19 protein-coding genes are annotated in these 21,202 nt (G+C 40.6%); 5 read left to right on the top strand and 14 right to left on the bottom strand.

The features are described from left to right. Nucleotides 1–102: 102 nt before the first annotated feature. A complete protein-coding gene (locus FLM47_RS01705) occupies nucleotides 103–1,206 on the bottom strand; it encodes a phosphoribosylaminoimidazolesuccinocarboxamide synthase (RefSeq protein ID WP_178954764.1) in 1,104 nt (367 codons plus the stop codon). A gap of 217 nt (nucleotides 1,207–1,423) precedes the next feature. On the opposite strand from FLM47_RS01705, the gene FLM47_RS01700 reads away from it, so the two are divergent. The 4 genes from FLM47_RS01700 to FLM47_RS01685 are packed head-to-tail and all read left to right on the top strand — an operon-like array spanning nucleotide 1,424 to nucleotide 4,907. Then, nucleotides 1,424–2,455, top strand: a complete 1,032-nt coding sequence (locus tag FLM47_RS01700; RefSeq protein WP_178956828.1) for a CDP-glycerol glycerophosphotransferase family protein — start codon at nucleotides 1,424–1,426, stop codon at nucleotides 2,453–2,455. A 6-nt stretch (nucleotides 2,456–2,461) separates the two neighbouring features. Next, nucleotides 2,462–3,148 carry an ABC transporter ATP-binding protein gene (locus FLM47_RS01695; RefSeq protein ID WP_109875437.1) on the top strand — a complete coding sequence of 229 codons (687 nt, stop codon included), beginning with the start codon at nucleotides 2,462–2,464 and terminating at the stop codon, nucleotides 3,146–3,148. After that, nucleotides 3,145–4,392: an ABC transporter permease gene (locus tag FLM47_RS01690; RefSeq protein ID WP_178954762.1), complete on the top strand. Its 1,248-nt coding sequence runs from the start codon at nucleotides 3,145–3,147 to the stop codon at nucleotides 4,390–4,392. Before FLM47_RS01695 ends, FLM47_RS01690 begins: the two co-directional genes overlap by 4 nt. A gap of 14 nt (nucleotides 4,393–4,406) precedes the next feature. Then, nucleotides 4,407–4,907, top strand: a complete 501-nt coding sequence (locus FLM47_RS01685) for a DUF3299 domain-containing protein (RefSeq protein ID WP_008468279.1) — start codon at nucleotides 4,407–4,409, stop codon at nucleotides 4,905–4,907. A 49-nt stretch (nucleotides 4,908–4,956) separates the two neighbouring features. Here the strand turns inward: FLM47_RS01685 and FLM47_RS18810 are convergent, their stop codons facing one another. The 4 genes from FLM47_RS18810 to FLM47_RS01665 are packed head-to-tail and all read right to left on the bottom strand — an operon-like array spanning nucleotide 4,957 to nucleotide 7,348. Next, the gene (locus tag FLM47_RS18810) at nucleotides 4,957–5,211 is read right to left on the bottom strand and encodes a hypothetical protein (RefSeq protein ID WP_256729616.1); all 255 of its coding nucleotides are present in this window, start codon (nucleotides 5,209–5,211) and stop codon (nucleotides 4,957–4,959) included. Nucleotides 5,212–5,230: 19 nt separating this feature from the next. After that, nucleotides 5,231–5,770 carry a YbhB/YbcL family Raf kinase inhibitor-like protein gene (locus FLM47_RS01675; protein WP_178954760.1) on the bottom strand — a complete coding sequence of 180 codons (540 nt, stop codon included), beginning with the start codon at nucleotides 5,768–5,770 and terminating at the stop codon, nucleotides 5,231–5,233. Nucleotides 5,771–5,803: 33 nt separating this feature from the next. Further along, entirely contained in the window at nucleotides 5,804–6,904 is a 1,101-nt protein-coding gene (locus tag FLM47_RS01670) for an alkene reductase (RefSeq protein ID WP_178954758.1), read from the bottom strand. Nucleotides 6,905–6,943: 39 nt separating this feature from the next. Beyond that, a complete protein-coding gene (locus tag FLM47_RS01665) occupies nucleotides 6,944–7,348 on the bottom strand; it encodes a lactoylglutathione lyase (RefSeq protein ID WP_138607151.1) in 405 nt (134 codons plus the stop codon). A 115-nt stretch (nucleotides 7,349–7,463) separates the two neighbouring features. Here FLM47_RS01665 and FLM47_RS01660 point away from each other — a divergent pair, with 115 nt between their 5' ends. Next, nucleotides 7,464–8,354 carry a LysR family transcriptional regulator gene (locus tag FLM47_RS01660; RefSeq protein ID WP_178954756.1) on the top strand — a complete coding sequence of 297 codons (891 nt, stop codon included), beginning with the start codon at nucleotides 7,464–7,466 and terminating at the stop codon, nucleotides 8,352–8,354. 76 nt (nucleotides 8,355–8,430) lie between these two features. Here the strand turns inward: FLM47_RS01660 and tldD are convergent, their stop codons facing one another. The 9 genes from tldD to FLM47_RS01615 form a co-directional block, all read right to left on the bottom strand. Beyond that, a complete protein-coding gene (gene tldD / locus FLM47_RS01655; RefSeq protein WP_138607155.1) occupies nucleotides 8,431–9,870 on the bottom strand; it encodes a metalloprotease TldD in 1,440 nt (479 codons plus the stop codon). Next, complete coding sequence (locus FLM47_RS01650; protein ID WP_178954754.1) at nucleotides 9,867–10,706, bottom strand: carbon-nitrogen hydrolase family protein; 840 nt, start codon at nucleotides 10,704–10,706, stop codon at nucleotides 9,867–9,869. Before FLM47_RS01650 ends, tldD begins: the two co-directional genes overlap by 4 nt. Then, nucleotides 10,703–14,551 carry a YhdP family protein gene (locus FLM47_RS01645; protein WP_178954752.1) on the bottom strand — a complete coding sequence of 1,283 codons (3,849 nt, stop codon included), beginning with the start codon at nucleotides 14,549–14,551 and terminating at the stop codon, nucleotides 10,703–10,705. Before FLM47_RS01645 ends, FLM47_RS01650 begins: the two co-directional genes overlap by 4 nt. Beyond that, nucleotides 14,551–16,023 (bottom strand): ribonuclease G, encoded by a 1,473-nt coding sequence (rng, locus tag FLM47_RS01640; protein ID WP_138607161.1) that lies wholly within the window; start codon nucleotides 16,021–16,023, stop codon nucleotides 14,551–14,553. Before rng ends, FLM47_RS01645 begins: the two co-directional genes overlap by 1 nt. A 1-nt stretch (nucleotide 16,024) precedes the next feature. Beyond that, complete coding sequence (locus FLM47_RS01635) at nucleotides 16,025–16,594, bottom strand: nucleoside triphosphate pyrophosphatase (RefSeq protein WP_138607163.1); 570 nt, start codon at nucleotides 16,592–16,594, stop codon at nucleotides 16,025–16,027. Beyond that, entirely contained in the window at nucleotides 16,594–17,073 is a 480-nt protein-coding gene (gene mreD, locus FLM47_RS01630) for a rod shape-determining protein MreD (protein WP_138607165.1), read from the bottom strand. Before mreD ends, FLM47_RS01635 begins: the two co-directional genes overlap by 1 nt. Further along, complete coding sequence (gene mreC, locus FLM47_RS01625; RefSeq protein ID WP_171039612.1) at nucleotides 17,066–17,908, bottom strand: rod shape-determining protein MreC; 843 nt, start codon at nucleotides 17,906–17,908, stop codon at nucleotides 17,066–17,068. Before mreC ends, mreD begins: the two co-directional genes overlap by 8 nt. Further along, nucleotides 17,908–18,951 carry a rod shape-determining protein gene (locus FLM47_RS01620; protein WP_013463921.1) on the bottom strand — a complete coding sequence of 348 codons (1,044 nt, stop codon included), beginning with the start codon at nucleotides 18,949–18,951 and terminating at the stop codon, nucleotides 17,908–17,910. Before FLM47_RS01620 ends, mreC begins: the two co-directional genes overlap by 1 nt. A 135-nt stretch (nucleotides 18,952–19,086) precedes the next feature. Continuing rightward, nucleotides 19,087–21,093, bottom strand: coding sequence for a formylglycine-generating enzyme family protein (locus tag FLM47_RS01615; protein WP_138607169.1), 2,007 nt, complete (start codon nucleotides 21,091–21,093; stop codon nucleotides 19,087–19,089). Between the last annotated feature and the right edge of the window lie 109 nt (nucleotides 21,094–21,202).

Here is a 21,202-nt window from a genome sequence, read left to right as displayed (position 1 = left end):
ATTAGAGACGAGCACTAATTGCAAGAATTATAGCTCAGTTACTAAAAATAAATACTTTTTCACTAGTTTAAACAAGCTTTATCATTAAGATTAACTTGCTCGTTAGTGATTAATTAAACCGTAGTCAGTATCTAAAATTGCAATCACTTCTTGGCGCGGATCATTGGGTATAACGATCTCTTTACCGACAATTTTGCTAGCAATACCCACATAAGTGTCAGACACTCCAAGCATTACTGACTCAGGTAAAATATAATCTTTTGCTAGCTGCTCACGCTCAGCCATACGGTCTTTATTTAATAATACATCACTCTCTGGCACGTTATTAATTAACAGCTGACGGAAGCCTTCCTTTGAGTTTTCAACAATTTTGCCATTCTTATAAGATGCTTCATCCCAAATACGCGATGAATCTGGTGTCCCTACTTCATCAATATAAATAAGTTGCTGCACACCATTTAAATCTTCTACATAACCAAATTCAAATTTGGTATCAACGAAAATCTGGCCAAGCTTAGCTAACTCATTACTAATTAGCTCGAACCCTTCTACCAATAATTTTTCATATTTGGTGACATCGTCAGCCGATTTAAAATTGAAAACATCTAAGTTGTTCGTAATATTTTCACGCGTAATATTTACATCATCAACGGCAGGAATATCAGCCACCCCTTCTATAATACCTTTAGTAGAAGGAGTAATGAGTACTTGCTCAAGCTTTTGATTCGCTTTTAAGCCCTCTGGAAGTTGCAAACCACAAAAGTGTCTTTCGCCTTTGGCGTAGTCGCGCCACATGCTGCCGGTAATATATTGACGAGCAATTGCTTCAACTTTAACTGTACTGGCTTTACGAACAATCCATACGTATGGGTGAGGAATATCAACAATATGATTACCCGCCAAACCGGCTTCATTAAACATGTTAAACCAATGAGCAGCCACTGAGTTTAATGCAATGCCTTTGCCCGGCACGCCATTTAGGCCATTTTCACCTTGCCATATGCAATCAAAAGCAGAAATTCTGTCTGAAATAACCATAATGGCCAATTCAGTATCGGCAGGAACGTTATAGCCTTTTTCATTTATTAAGCGTTTACTATCTGCATCGGTCAACCAATAAACTGAACGCACTTTGCCACTGTGTACTTTACCTTTAGTACGAATGGGTAAGTCATCGTTTACGTCTAAAACTTTATAGCTAGTCATGCTATCTCCGGGGTTTGGCATGCTCAAAGAGCAAAGTATGGAATTGGGGTTAGGCGCTCTATAATAATCTAGGCAATCACAAAGCTCAATCTTAGGCTAAAAACAAATCATCTCAGAATATTTATCTAGCTGGCGCATTGGGGTAAACTTGCATGATTACTTGCCCTAAGGAGCTAGCTTGAACTATTTAACTGCCACTAAGAATAAGAAATATTTAATGTATATTTCTCAAAATTATTCCTATGCTATTTTAAGGCCTTTGCAAGCAGAAATATTAGCTCAAGGAGGGGAAGTTAAATGGTTTTTAGAGGGTGATGAAGTAGACCCTAAGTTTTTAAAATCAACTGAACATCGCCTTGAATCAGTCAAAAGTATAAAAGATTGGGAGCCAGATGCTGTTTTCATACCAGGCAATACTATTCCAAGCTTTATTCCAGGAAAAAAAGTAGCTGTATTTCATGGTTTTAATTCTGGAAAACTAAATAGAAAAGGTAAAGAAGACCACTTCAATATTAGAGGTTGTTTTGATTTATATTGTACACAAGGACCTAATACGACTTTAAGGTTTCAAGAGCTTGCTAAAAAGCATGGCTTTTTCCAAGTTTCAGAAACTGGCTGGCCCACACTAGATCCTCTGTTTAATGATCATGCAAGTAATCCTTATTTAAGTAAAGACTCTCGCCCAACGGTGTTAATCTGTTCTACATTTTCAAAACGCTTATCTCTTGCACCTAAACTTTATGAACAAATAAAACACTTTAGTAAAAGCGGTAAATGGCGACTATTAGTTCAGTTTCATCCGAAAATGCCGCAAGAGTGGGTTAATAAATATCAAGCGTTAAGTAATGATAATCTAACCTTTGTTGAAACAGACAATGTTATTCCTTTATTACAATCTGCTGATGTAATGCTGTGCGATACTTCATCCATACTACTGATGTTTTTAGTACAACGAAAACCGGTTGTAACGTTTTGTAATAAAGCACCTGAAAAACACTTACTTGATATTACAGATAAAAATAACGTTGAAGCCGCAATAGACTATGCACTAACTTACCCAAAAGAACTTGTGGATAATATTGAAACTTTTTGCCAAGAATTACACCCATACACAGATGGCAAGTCAAGCCAACGAGTACTTTGCGCAACCAATGAACTGTTGCATAGTGATGAAAAACTCAAAGCTAAACCGCTTAATCTTCTTAGACAATTTAAAATGCGCAAAAGACTTAACTATTGGAGTTGGTAAGCCGTTATGATCAACCTTGAGAATGTATCTTTTAAATGGCATAAAAAAGCAGCCAGCCCCACTCTCACTATTGAGCAACTCGCCATTGATGAAGGTGAACATGTTTTTTTACATGGACCAAGCGGCAGTGGTAAATCTACCTTACTCGCACTACTGGCAGGCATTAATGTAACCACTAGCGGCCAACTTTGTGTTTTGAACCAAAACCTAAGTGCGCTTACCAATGCACAGCGCGATGCATTTAGAGCTGATCATATTGGCTATATTTTCCAAAACTTTAATTTACTACCTTATTTAACCCCATTAGAAAATGTATGTTTAGGATGCCAATTTTCGAAAAAGCGTCAGCAGCACGTACTCAACCAAACTGATAGTTTAACTAAAGAAGCCGCCCGACTTCTCAACGCACTTGGGTTGGAGCCGCACTTTCATAATCAAAATGTTGCCACTTTAAGTATTGGGCAACAACAGCGAGTTGCCGCAGCACGCGCATTTATAGGCAGTCCCGAACTTATCATTGCCGATGAGCCCACTTCAGCACTTGATACGCAAAATCGTGAAAGCTTTATTAAGCTGCTATTTGAACAAGCAAAAAAAAGTAACAGCACGCTTGTTTTTGTCAGTCACGATGAAACATTAAAGCCACTCTTTAGCCGCACAATCGACTTAGTAAATTTACAAGGTGATGTATGATTTTATTTAAACTTGCCTATAAAAGTTTGCTAAATAGACGTGCCAGTGTATTACTGACATTGCTCACTATTGCGATTAGCGTCATGTTATTACTCAGTATTGAGCGCGTTCGCGTAGATGCTAAAAGTAGTTTTAGTAATACCATTTCGGGTACCGATTTAATTGTTGGCGCACGTACTGGCGATATTCAATTACTACTGTCCTCGGTGTTTAGAATTGGCCACACTAATAATGGGGTGAGCTGGCAAAGCTATCAATACATAACAAAACAACGCGGGGTTAAATGGAGCATTCCTATCAGCCTTGGTGATAGCCATAAAGGACAAGCAGTTTTAGGCACCACACTCGATTATTTTAAGCACTATCGGTTTGCTAAAAAACAGTCCTTAGAATTTGAACAAGGACAGGCTTTTTCTAGCATCAATGAAGTTGTTATAGGAAGTGAGGTTGCAAGTAAACTGGCCTATAAGATTGGTGATGAAATTGTGATTTCTCATGGTATGGGCAATACTAGCTTTCATCATCATGATGATAACCCCTTTAAAGTTATTGGTATTTTAAAGCCTACCGGCACCCCTGTTGATAAAACCTTACATGTACCACTGGCGGCAATTGAATTGATTCATGGTGGCGGCCATCATAAGCATAACGATCATCATGACCACTCGAATCACGCACTAGTTGGCCATCCAAAACAAATTACCGCCTTTTTAATGGGCTTCGACTCGCCACTTTATACGCTACAAATTAGGCGCAACATAAATCAATATAAGCAAGAGCCTCTATTAGCGATTATGCCTACAGTCACACTAAAAGAGCTTTGGGAAATGCTGGCAATAATAGAAAAGATCCTATTGCTATTTTCATTTGTGGTGGTCATTATTAGCTTGCTCGGCATGTTAACCACACTGCTGGCTAACCTTAATCAACGCCGCAGAGAACTGGCAATATTACGTTCTGTGGGCGCCCGCCCTTGGCAATTATTTTCACTGATCAGTATAGAATCACTGCTCACTACCTTTTTAGGTTGCTTAGTAGGCTGTACTCTATTTTATGCGCTTATGGGCACAACCGCGGGTTACTTACAAAGCCAAACTGGAGTGAGCATTAATATCAGTATGCTCTCTGACTATGAACTCACTTTGATTGGCGTTATTATGGCTGCGGGATTCATTATTGGCTTGATCCCTGCTACACGCGCTTACTTTTATTCTCTTAGTGATGGTATGAGTATAAAAATATAAACTTTAGGATGATCATGACGTTGTTTAAAGTAACTACACACTCTTTAATGCTATTAAGTGCAGTACTAATTAGCTTTGCTAGCATTGCAAATCCCCCGAAGGAAATTTTTTGGGAAGACTTGATCCCACAAGGGCATGTGCAAATAGATACCCAAGCACAAGCTAATCACGAAGGCAGTGAGCAAAACTGGGTGCAACCTGATTTGGACGCGCCGGTTGTTAAAGCACTTGATGGGCAGTCTGTTAGCTTACCTGGTTTTGTTGTGCCACTTGAAGGTGACAGCGAACTTATTACCGAGTTTTTATTAGTCCCTTACTTTGGTGCCTGTATTCATGTGCCGCCCCCACCGCCAAACCAGCTGGTTCATGTAACTATTAAAGGCGGTGTGCCCATCGATAGCTTATATGATGCGATTGTTGTAACGGGCGTTATTAAAACGCAAACTTGGTCTGGCGAAATAGCCCAAGTGGGTTATCAAATGCAAGCTGTCGGTGTTGCTCCCTTTGAGCTTTAATTCTTAAAATAAAAACCCACTTTTCAAAGTGGGTTTTTATTTTGTTCTATCAACCACCCGTTCTTATATCTCGTTCAAGTTCAGACTGCGTTTTCACTGGATGACAAGTCGACTTCACCGTGCTCTTATTGCTTTCATCTTCGTCAGAGCTATCTTGTGCTGTTGCCTCAAATTGCATTGAAATAGAAATCACTAATTGTGCATCATCAGGCCAATAGCCTGATTCATCAGATAATGGGGCCGCACTTAACAGCCTACTGCTACACAGTGCTATTAAAACAGTGAGTAAAGGTAAAGCCTTCATTTTTTATCTCCTAAGCTAATTAACGCGGTCCTGCCGTTACTGTGATCTCGGCTGTTTGCAAAGAGTGCTGATGTAAGAAAAACCCTGTAAGTGCACTTGTTGCCCCTTGTGGAACAGCTAATTTTTCTACATCCAATGCATACACTTTATAGGTGTAGCTATGCTTGCGTCCTTCTGGTGGACATGCCCCAAGGTATCCGGGCTTACCCATATCTGTATTACCTTCAATGGCTCCTTTGGGCAAAGTCGTTGAAGATAATGAGTTACTAGTAAGAGGAATATCATGTACTACCCAGTGCCAAAAACCACTGCCAGTTGGTGCGTCATTGTCATACACTGTCACGGCAAAGCTTTTGGCTTTTTTAGGCGCATTTTGCCATTTAAGTTGTGGTCTAACATTACCCCCCTGACAACCAAAGCTATTCCAATATTGCTCACTCTTTATTGCCTGCCCTGGCTGTAAGTCAGGGCTCGATAAACTAAATTCAGCCGCAAAACTGGCACTACTAAACAGCCCGCTGATCAGTAAAGTAACTGCTGAGTTTGAAAGATTAACCATTTTCAGTCCTTATATTTTCAGTTGAAATGAAAGTTACTTTTGATACGCTGGGTAATCGGTATAACCTTTGGCTGTACCGCCAAACAATGTTCTCCCATCGGTAATAGTGTTTAGTGGCCGTTGCTCTTGAATACGATACGGCAAGTCTGGGTTGGCAATAAAACGACGACCGAATGCAATGTAATCGGCAAAACCTTGTTCAATAAGCTGCGCACCTGAATACTCGGTATAATTACCGGCAACAATAATCGCGCCACTAAAATACTGACGAAGTGCGGCTCTAAACTCTGGTGTTACACTAGGTGCATCGTCCCAGTCCGCTTCGGCAAGATGAATATACGCAATACCAGTTTGCTCAAATTGCTTTGCAGCTAATAAAATAGTGTCAATTGCTTCACTATCATCCATACCACGCTGAGTGATAAAAGGCGCTAATCTAACACCCACTTTATGAGCGCCAATGGCATTACTAATTGCGCTAATAATTTCACAGGCAAAACGAATGCGGTTTTCTTGGCTACCGCCATATTCATCTGTGCGTTTATTTGCTGAGCGTCTTAAAAACTGATCAATTAAATACCCGTTACCTCCATGTATTTCAACGCCATCGAAACCAGCCTCAATCGCGTTAATTGCCGCTTGCTTATAATCATTTACTATTTCTTTAATTTCTTTAACACTTAGTGCTCGTGGGGTTGGGCAGTCAAGCATCCGTCCTTCTCCATCATCGCCTACCACCCAAACTTGTGCATCTGGGGCAAGTGCAGATGGGGCAACTGGCGTTCCATCATGATGAAATGAAGAGTGCGACATTCTACCAACGTGCCAAAGTTGTAAAAATATTTTACCGCCTTCTTTATGCACAGCTTGTGTTACTTGCTTCCAACCTTCGATTTGTTCTTGCGTGTAAATACCTGGCGTAAATGAGTAACCTTTGCCCTGAGCAGAAATTTGTGTTGCTTCAGAAATAATCAGTCCTGCAGTAGCACGCTGCGCATAATAAGTGGCCATCAGTTCAGTAGGAATATCGCCCGGTTGCGCAGTTCGCGAACGGGTCATAGGTGCCATCACAATTCTATTTTGCGTAACCATGCAACCGAGGGTTTTAGCTTCAAATAAGGATTCTATACACATAACTAACTCTCTTATAAATAATGTTTATCTGGATTTAAATTAAATTTCATCACTGCTAAATAGCATTTCGACTTTCATCTCTTCAGGCCCAGGTATAAATACTTGATGCTCTAGGAGCTCTGGCACGGTTCGCTCGAAATAACTTATACCTGTTTGCGCTAAGCGACTTTTCAATCCTTGATAACCTATGCTACGAATGGCAATGTGATCTACCACTCCTCGGCCTTGGGTTTTGCTGTTTAATGCTGATAAGTAACCCTGTTGCGCTTTATTACCCGCGGCATTAACCAAATGAATCAAAGCAACGTTATCGCTGCCGTATAACCACGCTCCCTCGAAAGGAAAAGGCGGACGATACCCTTCACTTAGCCCAACTGAATTAATAAAGAACCGTCGCATCGCCTGGTAATCACAACTAGAAATTAATACATGATCTAAACGCATAAACTTTCTCTGTTGATAATGAGTACAACCAGTTTAACTATTTACTTAAATTTGATAATTGAGTTAATATCAAAAACACTATTCATTAATACTGAATTATAAAGAGTGAGGAACGATGGCTAAGATTGATGATATGCAGCTTTTTGTTCATGTGGTGCGCTCTGGCGGGCTTGCTGCAGCTGGGCGAAAAATTGGTTTATCGCCTGCGAGTATGACGGCACGTATCAACCAGCTTGAAAATCACTATCAAACCCGACTCTTAATACGTAATACTCGCAGTATTAAATTGACCGAGGCTGGAGAGCAATTTTATCAAGGCTGTTTAAGAGTAATTGCTGAAATTGATGCCACAGAGCAAAGTATTCAGCTTAGTAAAAACACCCTTTCGGGTAGTCTCAAAATAACCGCACCCTCTGACTTTGGTAAACAGTTTGTTGCCCCTGCAATAGCTAAATTTGTAGCACAAAACCCACAAGTTAAACCACACCTGCATTTAACCGATGGCTTAGTCAATTTAGTTGAAGAAGGTATTGATATTGCTATTCGCTTTGGAAACTTACCCGATAGCAATTTGATTAGCCGAATGATCAAGGCCAATCAACGTGTGTTATGTGCTTCAGCTGAATATTTAAAAATACATGGCCAACCTTTGCAGCCAAGCGATTTATTAAATCATCGCTGCCTAGTAATGGAGCGATTTGGTCAATCGATGAATGATTGGCATTTTAAAGATCAAATAATTCGCGTCCCTGTGGCTATGAGTAGCAGTGATGGTGCGGTGATCAGACAATGGGCAATTGATGGTGCCGGGATTGCTCTAAAATCAATGGTAGATATTAGCGATGATCTGACAAAGGGTCATTTAGTGACACTACTTGATGACTATATTCTCGGTTTTAGTAATAAAGATAAACAACAGATTGGCTTACAGTTTCTTTACCCATCAAGGCAATTTCAGCCACGACAAGTTGTCGCATTTATGGATTTTTTTCAGCAGCAAATTTAAATAAACAGCCGACAAAATAAAACCTTGAAAGCATGCACTTCCAAGGTTTTATTTGTAGTATTTGGCAGTAATAAAATTAAGCCGTGCCACCCACTGTTAACTGATCAATTTTCAAACTTGGTTGGCCAACACCTACTGGTACACTTTGACCATCTTTACCACAAACACCGACGCCTTTATCAAGCGCTAAATCATTACCTACCATAGAGATTTGTTGCATAACCTCAGGGCCATTACCAATTAATGTTGCCCCTTTAATAGGCTGAGTAATTTTGCCATTTTCAATTAAGTAGGCCTCTGAGGCACTAAATACAAACTTACCTGAGGTGATATCCACTTGGCCACCACCAAAATTAGGGGCAAACACGCCTTTTTTAACCGTGCTGATAATATCAGCTTGGCTGTGCTCGCCACCTAACATATAAGTGTTGGTCATACGTGGCATTGGTAAATGCGCGTATGACTCACGACGTGCGTTACCTGTTGGGTTTACCCCCATCAAACGCGCGTTCATTTTATCTTGCATATAGCCTTTTAAAATACCGTTTTCGATAAGTACGTTATAGGCTGCAGGCGTGCCTTCGTCATCCACATTAAGTGAACCACGACGATCAGCCATAGTACCATCATCAACCACAGTACATAGCTCTGAAGCAACTTTTTGACCTACTTTACCGCTAAATGCAGATGCGCCTTTACGGTTAAAGTCACCTTCTAGACCATGACCGACTGCTTCGTGTAACAACACGCCTGGCCAGCCATTACCTAATACCACTTCCATAGTACCTGCAGGGGCATCAATAGCTTCTAGGTTTACTTTAGCTTGACGTACGGCTTCTTCTGCAAAGCCCATCCAACGCGGTTTGCCATCAACAAGCTCTTTAAAGTAACCATAGTCTAGGCGTGCGCCGCCACCAGCACCGCCACGTTCACGGCGACCATTCTTCTCTAGCAATACAGAGCAGTTTAAACGGATCAGTGGGCGAATATCGGTAGCAAAGGTGCCATCACTGGCTGCAATTAATACTTCTTCGTATACCGCAGACATTGAGCTAATAACTTGCTCAGCATCAGGGGCTAATTCGCGGATATAATTTTCAAGCTCACGTAACAAATTAACTTTATCGGTATCGCTCATGCTAGAAATTGGTTGATGCGGTGAAAACTGCTGTTTTGCAGCCACATCACTAAATACTTTAACCGCTTTATCTTCACCGGCATCGGCAATACTACGTGCAGCCGTGGCTGCTTTGTTTAACGCTTCAAGATTGATTGCATCTGAATACGAAAAACCGGTTTTTTCACCACTAACAGCCCGTACGCCAACACCACGTTCAACGTTATAAGACCCTTCTTTAACAAGGCCGTCTTCTAATACCCAAGACTCATGATGACTCGATTGAAAATAAAGGTCGGCATAATCAACTTTGTGCTGGTGAATATAAGCTAATGTTTTTTCGAGTTCTTCTCGATTTAGCTGGCTGTCGTGTAATAAATGCTGTTCAACCGAATTCATAATAATGGCTCTCTAAATCGTTGGTGAGATTGCAGCGGCATATCTCGTCTAATTTTGTGTAACTGGTTCAAATCTACGGTACAACTAATAAAACCAAGCCCTGTTGGTTTTTCACTTAATGTTTCACCCCAGGGCGATAACATCAGGCTGTGACCATAAGTTTGTCTACCGTTTTCATGTGTTCCATATTGCGCTGCAGCAATAACATAGCACTGTGTTTCTATTGCGCGTGCTGCAAGTAGCGGCTGCCAATGCGCTTTACCTGTTGGAACAGTAAACGCACTGGGTACTAATATAATTTCTGCGCCTTTACGAGCTAAGGCATTAAATAAACCAGCAAAGCGCAAATCATAACATACTGTTAAACCAATTTTACCAAAGGGAGAATCAACAACCACAATCTCATCGCCCGCTTGAGTAAAGTCAGACTCTCGGTAACTGCCGGTCTGGTCATCTACCTCAACATCAAATAAATGTATTTTGTTATAACTTGCAACAATATCGCCTTGGTTATTAAACAAGTGTGAGGCAGCGTAATATTTATGTTGGTTATAGGGCTCTGGCATGGTGCCAGCATTTAACCAAATATTGTGTTTACGGCACAATTCACTGAGTTGCTGTTTATATTGTTCAATACGCTGAGACACTAACAACGTATCACCAGCGTGTTTACTAAACACTAAAAACGCTTCTGGTAAACATACTAACAAAGGTCGCCGGCTTGGTAATTCAGCTAAGGCTTGCTTTAAGGTGGCAATGTTATCATCAGGATTTAAGCCTGAGCACATTTGTAATGCAATAATCGCAGGTGTTGTACTTATAAGTGATTTACTCATTGCGCTGCGCTCACCTCAGCATCTTTAAGCTTTAACTCTGAAGATGCTTGCGGCTGATTTTGTGCTGCTTGCGGTAAAGTCACCTCTCGGCTCTTACGATCTAACTCTTGTACCTGAGGATCGTTCATTTTGCCCGTCACTTTAAAGTTGATCTCTGAGATCACTCGCGCAGAATGAATCACTTTATCAATTGCTAAAGCTGCAAGCCCCGTTACTGGATTAACCATCCAAGCCACAATTACCGGAATGCTCGACGTTACTTGCGGAGCTACTGCTAAGTCGTAGTCAATTTCGAGAGTATTTAAATTTGCATACCCTTTAATAGAGAGATCGGCAGGTACCCCATCCATTTTAGTATCTTGGGTATAGGCAATGCCCTTATCTATCTGCATCGTGCCTTTCATACTGTTATAAAAAAAACCTTTAGAAAATACATCTCTAAAATCAAGCTTTAACTTACGCACTAATGAATCAAGGCTCAGTAATGAAAATACCCGTGCGCCTCCATCACTCACCTCAGTTAAATGTCCTTCGCCTAAATCCCAACTAATTTCACCGTCTAAACTAGCAATATCTAAATTATAAGGTGCCGCTTGCCAATTTAATTGATAATTTAGATTGGCGTTTGAGTCTTTAATAGTGGTGGTAATATCAAATTCATTAAATAAGGCGCCAATATCATCACTTTTAAGTTCGCCGCTCATTGCCGTTAAACCATTTTGCCATTGCCCTTTAGTGTGCAATATATGATCGCCTTTATCCACCACTAGCTCAGAAATAAGTAGCTTTTTACCATCGCCTAACAATGAGGCGCTGACTTTATCTAGCTGATAATCGCTAATCTTACAATCGGCACACTCAAACTCAATAGCTGGCAAATTTGTAAGCCATGCAAGTTGTTCAGGAGATGATTTTTCGCTCGGTAGTTCTGGTTCGGTATCTAAAAAATTAAGCCTTAAATAGTCGCTGTTTATTCGAATCGGCTGACTTGATTGCTCGCTGGGAATGAACACCTCTGCTCGCAATTCTTTGGCATTGAGTTTTAATTGCAAGTTATTATTTAAGGGCGATAAACGCATATCAAAATCATTAAACTGCATGCCACTCACATTAAAAGAGTTAATATTCGCAACAACCTCATACAAAGGCGGCATAATACCTGGCGATTCACTCTCTGGCTGCGCTTTAGCTGCATTAATAATTTGATCAATTAAATCAATCCAAGGTAATAACTCACTTTGCGCTAAGTTAATACTTACCGCTAAATCTTGCGCGTTAAGCCCTAAATCTTTGTTGCCAATTATAAAGTGGGCGTTATTAAACTGTGATTTAGTATTGTCTAGAATGGCATTAAAATAAACTAGCTGATCAACGTTTGCGGTGATCAAATTAGATATATCATCACCTTGAATAACCGCACTCAGTGGCCAAGCTTGCTCACTGTTTTTTGTATATGCTCCAGGTAAAGAACTACTTAAGCCAATAAGTGGCGATTCAACTTGGGCACGATAGTTAAACCCTTGCTCGGTAAAATTAAGCTCCAAAGCAATATCAACATCACTTTGCCCACTTAAGTAACCATCTAAAATGCCTTGACCATGGTTTATGAGTGTTTGTGCATCAAGCTGAGCATTTATACTTATATTAGCGCGATAATCCTCTTCGTTTGCGTCACTATTGTAGTTAATAGTTAGTGGCATACCAAGCCATGTAGCCGTTGCATTTGTAAGGTTTATTTGTTGATTATTAAAGCTAAGTTCACCCTTTAAATGCTCAAGAGAAATACCAGGCGCAGAAATGTAGAGAGGTGAGTCGAGTAAATTAACCTTACCACTGACACTGGCTCCCCCCTCAAATTGTGAACCTATTAGCAATTCAATATTTGCACTTGCAAGACCCTGTCCTTGCACAACATTAAAAATATCAGCTAATGGATTTGCTAAAGGCGTAGCGGCAAAAAAATCGTGCATTTTTTCAAGCTCTGCTTGCTTATCAATACTAACTACCAACGGCGCATCGCCCATTAAGTCATCAATACTTACATGGACACTACTGCCAATATCAAGGTTTACCAGTTTGCCTTGCTGACTATATATGTCCATTCGCTCATTAGCAAAATGCAGCTTTACATTGGCATTAGTTACTGCTGGCCAATCGGGATCGAATTGATAGGTGGCATTGTCTATTTGTGCTATTACATCAAACTGCCCTGAACCATCGTCAAATGGAAAGCCTGATAGTGGACCAGAAAATAACACCTGAGTATTTGATACTTCGCCTGCTTTTATTGCACCATTTAAATAACTAACTAAGTCAGGGCTCATTAACGTTAAAGGAAAATAGTGACCTGCAATACTGGCATCTGGTGCAAACGCTTCAGCATATAAATCTAAGCGTGGCGTATCACCCAAACTCAGCTGCATTTGTGCGCTTAAAGTCACCTCATTGTTATCAAGCCACAGGTTATCACTGCTAATATGCCAATCGCCTGAGCGCTTAGCTAAATCAAGCTCAATATTTAATTGGTTATAATCAATATTATTACTAAAACTAGCACCTGTAATTAAATGGCTGTTCTCACTAAAAATCGCAATGCGACCATACTGCTGATTAACCAGCCCATTAACTCTTAAAGATTGAGCGGCGGGTACAGCGTTTTTTTCTTGCCAGCTAATTTCGTCAGCATCAAACCATAGTTGCCATTGCCTTGCATCGGCAAACTCAAGGTACGCAGTCTTTATTTGTCCGCTAGGTTGGCGTGCTAAAAAGGGAGCTAAATCGGTAAAATTAGTCAACTCAGCTAAATCACTCAATAGCGCTAAATCAAGTTGCTGTAGCCATACTTTATTTTGCTTACCCAATAAGGCTTCAAATTCAAGGCTTGGCCAAGTGGTTTCACCGGTGCTAAATGCTAAGCCTGTGCTTTTTAATCGCCAGCTATTTTGCTCAGGGTATAAATGAAATCCCCCTTCACTTAGGCTTACATTTTGTGTTTGTTCATTGAGCTGCCAATTTACCGCGCTCGGTAACCACTGAACTTTTACGTCACTCACTAGGCCTTGCTCTAATCTAAGCCAAGCTTGTAAATTTAAATCGCTATGCAGTTGCTGCTTTTGAGTATTAATATATTGCGCTAACCAATTTGACACATCAACCTGATTAGCCTGCACATACAAATCACCCACCATTTGCTCTAAGGTTTCACCCTTAAGGGCAATGCGTGCATCAAAATTCCCCACCGAAATACCCGGTAATGCTAGACTGCCACTACCAAGATGTTGTTTATCTTGGTTTTGCCATACAATGTTTTCTAATAACAGCTTGCGTTCTTTGTTATCTTCTAATACAAAGTTGATACTGGAGTTTTCTATTGCAAAATGACCGGTTTCACCTAAAAATAGCCCTTCTATTAATTCTTTTTGTTCAAATGACACATCATCTTGGTTGCCGACAAATAAATTCGCGACATTAACCTTGGTATGAAAACCATTAATGACAAAGTAATTCGACTTAAGTTGAAGAGACTTTAAGCTTTCCCAAAGATTTAGCTCTAAACTGGTTTTCGCAATAGTTAAAGAAATAGGGGCGGTTTGGTTGTCTTTAAATGATAATTCTTCGAGCACTAGGGCTGGGCCATTACCTTGCCAACTTGCCGATATAGCGCCTATCGATAAGCTGATATCAAACTTGCTATCAAGGTAATTTTCTATGTCGCCTTTATAATCATTTGCGTAAGGTAAGGTGTATTTTAAAATAGAAACAATAACGGCCAGTAGCACCAAAATTACAGCACTTATTTGCCATAATTTGCGTACACAAAAAAAACAGGCCGCTTTAAACTTCATTACATCATTACCACATCAAACTGCTCTTGGCTGTATAAGCTCTCTGTTTGAATATTAACTTGCTTACCAATAAATAACTCTAACTCTGCAAGGTTATGATATTCGTCATTTAATAGCGCTTCACATACTGCTGGGGATGCATAAACTACAAACTTATCAGCAGCATAAGCGCGATTAACACGCACTATTTCACGAAGGATTTCATAGCACACAGTTTCTACCGTTTTTTGTGAACCACGTCCTGAACATGCAGGACATACATCACACAGTATATGCTCTAAACTTTCGCGAGTTCGCTTGCGGGTCATTTCAACTAGTCCCAATGCCGACAAACCATTAATATTAGCTTTGGCACGATCTTTAGAAAGCGCAGATTCTAATGAATGCATTACTCGGCGTTTGTGCTCATCGCTGACCATATCAATAAAGTCGATAATAATAATACCGCCTAAATTACGCAGCCTTAGTTGACGGGCAATAGCTGAGGTTGCTTCAACATTAGTATTAAAAATAGTTTCTTCAAGGTTACGGTGACCAACAAATGCACCGGTATTAACATCAACCGTGGTCATTGCTTCGGTTTGATCTATGATCAGGTACCCACCAGACTTTAAAGTCACCTTACGATGCAATGCCTTTTGAATTTCACTTTCTACATCAAATAAGTCGAAAATGGGGCGCTCACCCGGATAATACTCAAGCACTTGCGATAATAACGGCACAAACTCTTCAGTAAACAGCTTAAGCTCTTGATAGGTCAGCTTAGAGTCAACACGAATGCGCTCCATATCTTCGCCCACGTAATCACGTAACGTTCTAAAAGCTAGCGTAAGATCTTCATGCAAAATACTCGCTTTGCTGGTTTTACGGCGTTTAGAAACTATTTTATCCCACAGTTTTTTTAAAAACGCAGCATCGTGACGAAGCTCAGCTTCACTTGCACCTTCAGCGGCAGTTCTAACAATAAAGCTGCCGTTTTCGTCGCCATATTCAGCAACAATTTTTTTAAGTCTAGCGCGTTCCTCTTCCGTTTCTATACGCTGACTCACACCAACATGCGTCGCATCTGGCATAAATACTAAATAGCGTGACGGTATAGTAATATCAGTGGTTAAGCGAGCACCTTTACTGCCCAGTGGATCTTTAACCACTTGCACCATAATGTACTGCCCTTGACGAACAAGCTCACGAATATCTTGGACTTTTTTAATTGGCTCGTCGTCAACACCTTCCACAATAGAAGCACTATTGACGATATCTGAGGCGTGTAAAAAGGCGGCTTTCTCTAAGCCTATATCAACAAAAGCAGCTTGCATTCCCGGTAGCACGCGACTTATTTTACCTAAGTAAATATTGCCTACTATGCCTAAATTACCAATACGCTCTAGCTGAATTTCTTGTAATACACCGTTTTCGATTAGGGCAACGCGACTTTCACTTGGCGTGACATTGATCAGTAGTTCTGTACTCATGCTACCCTCTTAAGAATGTATTTAATAATTGTTCTGTCTCATACAAAGGTAAGCCTACAACGGCAAAATAGCTACCCGAAATATGCGTTACAAAGCGTCCACCTAACCCTTGGATACCGTAACCACCGGCTTTATCTTGAGGCTCGCCCGTTTGCCAATAAGCGTCTATTTCTGCATCATTGAGTATTTTAAAAGTAACATCAGTACTGACAACACAGCTAAGTACTTTTTCTGGTGTGGCAAAAGCGATAGCAGTTAACACTTGATGAGTATTTCCTGATAAACGCTTTAAGGTGTGAGTAAAGTCTTGTTTATCTATGGGTTTACCTAAAGATTGATTGTCAATCACGACTACAGTATCGCTGCCTAAAACGGGGCGGTCGGTATACCCTTGCTCTACCCCCATTTGCGCCTTTAAACGCGCTAAGCGTTCGACATAATCATATGGGAGTTCGTTAACAAGCTGGCTTTCATCAGCATCAACACTAAATTGTGAAAATTCGACACCCAATTGGGTTAAAAGCTCTTTACGACGGGGAGACGCGGAAGCTAAATATACTGCGCAAGTCATTATCTGATCCTAAAGTGTCTACGGTATTTTCTAAGTAATAAAAATACCCATATCCAACTCAACATGCCTGTTAATACAGGCCATAAGTAATGTGGGCTAAAATAAACGCCAAGTAAAAAGTGATTTAACCAAAACTGCATTAAATGATAAAGCGTTAAAAATAAGCCAATTAAAAGGCTTTGTTGCCACAATGAAAAATTGCGAATTTTTTGAAAGTTACTTGCCGTAACAAAAATACATACCGAGTAGGTTAATGAGTTTACACCTAAAGAAGAGCCAGTCGCTAAATCAATCAATAACCCAACAACCCAAGCTGTGCCTATATTTAAGCGGTGCGGTAAAGCCAAAGACCAATACATAAGCACCAACAACACCCAGTCAGGACGAAATGGTTCAAGTGAAAAAGGTAATGGCATCAATGCCACTACCAATGCAAAGAAAATACTTAACGCAATTAATAGCGTTTGGCGGTTAATCATCTCCCATCAACTCCTGCTGATTTAGCCATAACACGACTAATAGTCGAATTCTGTCTAATTGAGCTATCGGCTCAGCAAATACTTGCGCAAAAGGTTGACCTTCATCACGGGTTATTTCTGTGATCACCGCAACCGGGTAGCCTTCAGGAAATGTGCCACCAAGGCCAGATGTAACCAGTACATCGCCTATACGTACATCTAAACTATGCGGCACATGCGACAGCTTCAGTACGTTAATTTTACCAATACCTTCAACCACTGTTCGCACATCATTACGCAAAATACGCACAGGAGTGGCGTGGGTGGTATCGGTAATTAATAACACTCGTGACGTGGTTGAGCCCACTTTAGTCAACTGCCCCACTAGTCCCATATCATCAATTACTGCTTGGCTTTCACTTAAACCATCGGTAGTTCCTCGATTTATCACCACTTGATGACTATAAGGATTTGAGTGAACAGAAAGTACTTGAGCAATAATTTTACGATTGGTATGTTTTGAAGACGAGCCCATTAATGCTCTTAGTTTTTGATTTTCTTTTGCTAAGAATTCATATTGCTGGATTTGTTCGCTCTGCAATACTTGCTTTTTTTTCAGGGCTTCATTCTCAGTGAGCAACTGCTCGCGGGTATGCAAACTCTTGGCGCTAAAGCTAAATACTTCGTAAGGCAGGTTGGCAACATAAATGAGAGGGGTGACTAAGGTATTCAAACTGGTGCGAATATTTTCACCACCCTTTGTGTATTTATCTCCAAGGATCAATACGATACTCAAAAGCACTGCGACAAAAAGTCGCAGTTGCAAAGAGATTGTTTTTTCAAACATTGATTTCATTAGTCGTAACTAAAAACGTCACCACCGTGCACATCAATCATCTCAAGCGCTTTACCGCCGCCACGAGCAACACAGGTAAGTGGATCATCAGCAACAACCACTGGAATACCAGTTTCTTCCATGAGTAGGCGATCTAAATCTTTTAGTAACGCGCCGCCGCCAGTTAATACCATACCGTGCGCTGAAATATCAGATGCCAGCTCCGGTGGTGACTGTTCAAGTGCAACCATTACTGCACTTACAATCCCCATTAGCGGCTCTTGTAATGCTTCTAAAATTTCATGCGAATTAAGTGTAAACGAACGAGGAACACCTTCTGCAAGGTTACGACCACGCACTTCGATTTCTACTGGTTCGTCTGTTTTAAATGCAGAGCCAATTTGATGTTTAATATTCTCAGCCGTGGCTTCACCAATTAAGCTACCAAAGTTACGACGAACATAATTAATAATGGCTTCATCAAACTTGTCGCCACCAATACGTACAGATGACGAGTAGACAACACCATTGAGTGAGATAATAGCCACTTCGGTTGTACCGCCACCAATATCAACAACCATAGAACCCGTTGCTTCTGATACCGGTAAGCCAGCACCAATTGCAGCAGCCATAGGCTCTTCAATTAAGTAAACTTCACGAGCGCCTGCACCCATCGCTGATTCGCGAATTGCACGCTTTTCAACCTGTGTAGCGCCACAAGGTACACAAATAAGTACACGTGGGCTTGGTCGCATAAAGTTATTGTTGTGCACTTGCTTAATAAAATGCTGGAGCATTTTTTCGGTCACATAAAAATCAGCAATCACACCATCTTTCATCGGACGAATAGCTTTAATATTACCAGGCGTACGTCCTAACATTTGCTTAGCTTCTGTACCTACAGATGCAACACTTTTAGGTCCACCAGCACGTTCTTGACGAATAGCAACTACTGAAGGTTCGTTTAATACGATCCCTTCTTCTTTTACATAAATTAGTGTGTTGGCTGTACCTAGATCGATCGATAGATCGTTTGAAAAAATACCACGGAGTTTTTTAAACATGAGGCTGGATGACCTTTGAAATTCGTTCTTATTTTAGTTGCGCTTACTTTAACATTCTCAATGTAATGAGCAATATAAAGCGCAGCCGTCTTTGTAATCATTAAAAAGAGGAAGCGTTTGCTTCCTCATTAAATATTATTGTTCGCTCATTAAGCGAAAGCCAATGTAATTAGCTCTAAAGTCTGGCGCTAGGATTAAACGCGTTGAGGCACGAGCAAGGCTAGGTGCAAAATTCCATGCGCCGCCACGAACCACTGCATTTTTTTTATTCTCTGTGCTACCAGTCCATTCCCATACATTGCCCACGGTGTCGTATAAACCAAATGCATTTGCAGAAAAAGACCCTACCGGTGCAGTGCGTTTGTTTGACCATTCGCTACCACACCAACCACAGTTTGCTAAGTTTTTACCAATTTCGTTACCCCAAGGGTATTCAGTATCTGTACCTGCACGCGCTGCATATTCCCACTCAACCTCTGTAGGTAGGCGATACGTTTGCGCTGTTTTATCAGAAAACCATTCTGCATAAGCTACAGCATCATTTTTTGTCAAACACACAGCTGGAAAATCACTAGTTTGCTCAAACCCAGGAGCTCGCCAGTTTAAGCTTGCTTCCCAAACGGGTTCGCCATTTAGATAATAAGCACACCCTTTGCCTTTTTCAGCTTCAGTCTTATATTGCGTTTCGTTTACAAACTTCTCAAATGCGCCGACAGTGACTTCTTTACTTTGCATAACAAACGCTTCACTAATCGTTTTTTCAACAACGGGACGCTCATTTTCCAGTCCATTGCCGTTAATATCGCCCATTTTAAATGTGCCAACAGGGATTACTACCGCTGACGAATCCACTGTTGGTGGCTGCGTATCAACTTCCATTCCTTTAGGGCAATCTGCTTGTATTATTTGCTCTCGCTTTTTAGTCGGTGCAGCAATCGACTCTGACTTTTTTTCTAACTTAGCGAAAAGTGTACGTGTCTTCTTTAAATCAATACGTGCTTTGTAAGGAACATAACCGTCTTTGCGTATTTCTAATTTGTGTAAACCACGCGGTAACCTTGTTACTAAGCGAGTTGAGCCAACACGAATGTCGTTAATAAAAACTTCATCGCCATGCACGTTTGAGCGCAAAGTTAACTGGATTAACTGATCTTTCTTTTGCTCAGCGACCACTTTTGGCTTTTTGTTAGCTGTTTTTGCAACAACAGCGACCGCCTTATTATCCGCATTATCGCTGAATGTTAACTGACTATCTGAAAAAGTAGTGCTATAAGCAGGCTGATAAGTATTTGTCAGCGGGGTACCATACTCTGAACAAAAACTGTTATTTACACTTAATAAGTGACACAAACGGCTACTGTTTACATCTCCACGCATAGTAACGCTTAAATTGACGTTGTAATCACCTTGCCCGCTAAAAGCGCTCTTAATCACATGGCTACTTAAAATCTGTACTTGCGCTCCTGCCATATCTCGCTTAGGTTCGACAAGACGTTTTTCGGTAAGGTTTTCAAATATTTGATCTAAAAAGCGCTTAGTCGCCTTTTTCAGCCCCATCTGCTGTCCGCGTTGCTCACATGCCGCTAGTGTTTCAGTACGCTTACAATTAAGGGTGTGGTCGACTTCAAGTGTCCCTTCACGGGTAAATTCGTTGCGCAATCGCTCTACACGCGCAGTGGTGTATTGCACTTTTAAACTTTCAATAGTGTTCTGAAGAGCATGTTTATCAGCGCGAATTTGCTCAATATCTTTTAGATGGGATGCAATTGCCGCCAATTGCATAGAGATATCATTTTTGTTTTGTTCTTGGTCAACAACGGCTTTTTGATAACGAGATTGCGCCTGCGTAATATCAAGCGATGGATTATTAATTAAGCGTCGATACATGTCATTCATCGCATCCAATGCTTGATTTTTTTCTTTATCAAGTTGTGTTGAACGCGCTCTAAGCAGTTCAAGCTGGGTTTGAAGCTGATTCTCTTCTTGTAAATATTTATCGAGCATCGTTGTTGAACGAGTGTATTCTGTTTGTTTCGTATTAATCTCTGATTCAATTCTATTTACAGTAGTTGTATCTTGTGCAAATACTGTGCTGGCAAAAAAGCTAGCAGAAATTAATAGAGATAAAGGAGCAATTCGCATATATTCCAGTCCCAAAAAAGCGGCAATTATTTGGTTATTATTATTTTTTATAATAAAACCTTATGCTATGTACTTGAAGCACAAAACACAAGCTTTGTTCATTTATTAT

The organism is Pseudoalteromonas sp. Scap06 (genome assembly GCF_013394165.1).
Taxonomy (GTDB): Bacteria; Pseudomonadota; Gammaproteobacteria; order Enterobacterales; family Alteromonadaceae; genus Pseudoalteromonas.
This window is presented reverse-complemented; position numbering and strand designations above follow the sequence as displayed.